The organism is Treponema socranskii subsp. socranskii VPI DR56BR1116 = ATCC 35536, assembly GCF_000468115.1.
GTDB lineage: Bacteria > Spirochaetota > Spirochaetia > Treponematales > Treponemataceae > Treponema_D > Treponema_D socranskii.
In genome coordinates this window covers 1-869 of the sequence record NZ_AVQI01000034.1, presented here as the reverse complement: position 1 = coordinate 869, position 869 = coordinate 1, and the positions used below count along the sequence as shown (strand labels likewise).

Annotated in this window: 1 protein-coding gene; it reads left to right on the top strand. The window is 45.6% G+C overall.

The features are described 5' to 3' along the window. Nucleotides 1–37 precede the first annotated feature (37 nt). Complete coding sequence (locus tag HMPREF0860_RS05490; protein WP_021495570.1) at nucleotides 38–784, top strand: alpha/beta fold hydrolase; 747 nt, start codon at nucleotides 38–40, stop codon at nucleotides 782–784. Nucleotides 785–869 lie beyond the last annotated feature (85 nt).

The following is an 869-nucleotide window of genomic DNA, read 5'->3' as shown; positions in this document are numbered from 1 at the left end:
GTGGTAAACATTATTATTTTGCGGGAGAACAGGCGATATGGTTATACACGAATACGGAAACATTGAGGCGGAAAAAATACTGGTTTTGCACCCGATGTTGCTGACCGGTGCCTTTGCGGCAAAGCTGTTTGCGCCGCGAAGCGATCGGTACTGTATTATTGCGCCGGATTTGTCGGCTCACGGGCAAGCATCTTCGAGCGAGTTTGTTTCCGCCGAAAACGAAGCTGCGCAAATCCTTTGCTATCTGAAAGAAAAAGGCTATACGGATATTGCATTGACGCTCGGTATTTCCCTGGGAGCGCGGATTGTGCTGGAACTGTTGAAGGATGACGACATACACTGGAAATGCATTGTTTTGGACGGTGCGCCGGTATACAAAAATGCCCGCTTTTTGCGCTTTGTGTATACCGCCGTCTTTTTAAGCAAATGGAAAAAGGCGCGAAAATGCAAGGGGTTTGCTCAAAAGAAAATGACCGCATTGTTCGGTGAAGCGGGCGAAGTAATGGGAAGCACGTTTGAAAGCATGTGTGAAAAAAGCCTGCGAAATATCATAGCGGCATGCAGCCGCTTCGATTTTTATCCGTATCCGAAAGATGTGCAGCAGCGTATGTATTTTGAATTCGGCAGTAAAGAAATAGATGCACGGCAAGCAAAGACGATTTTGCGCCGCTACCCTTTTGTGCATATCGCACTGCATAAAGGGTACGGGCACTGTCAGTATATGGCAGCGGAAAAAAAGGCATACCTTGCGATACTTGAAGAGCGCATGAAGCGGAAGGTTTGAATAAATTAATAATCGATAATGCGATGATATCGGTTCAAACGAGCATACAATTTACAAATTAACAATTTAAATCCCGCGTCATATC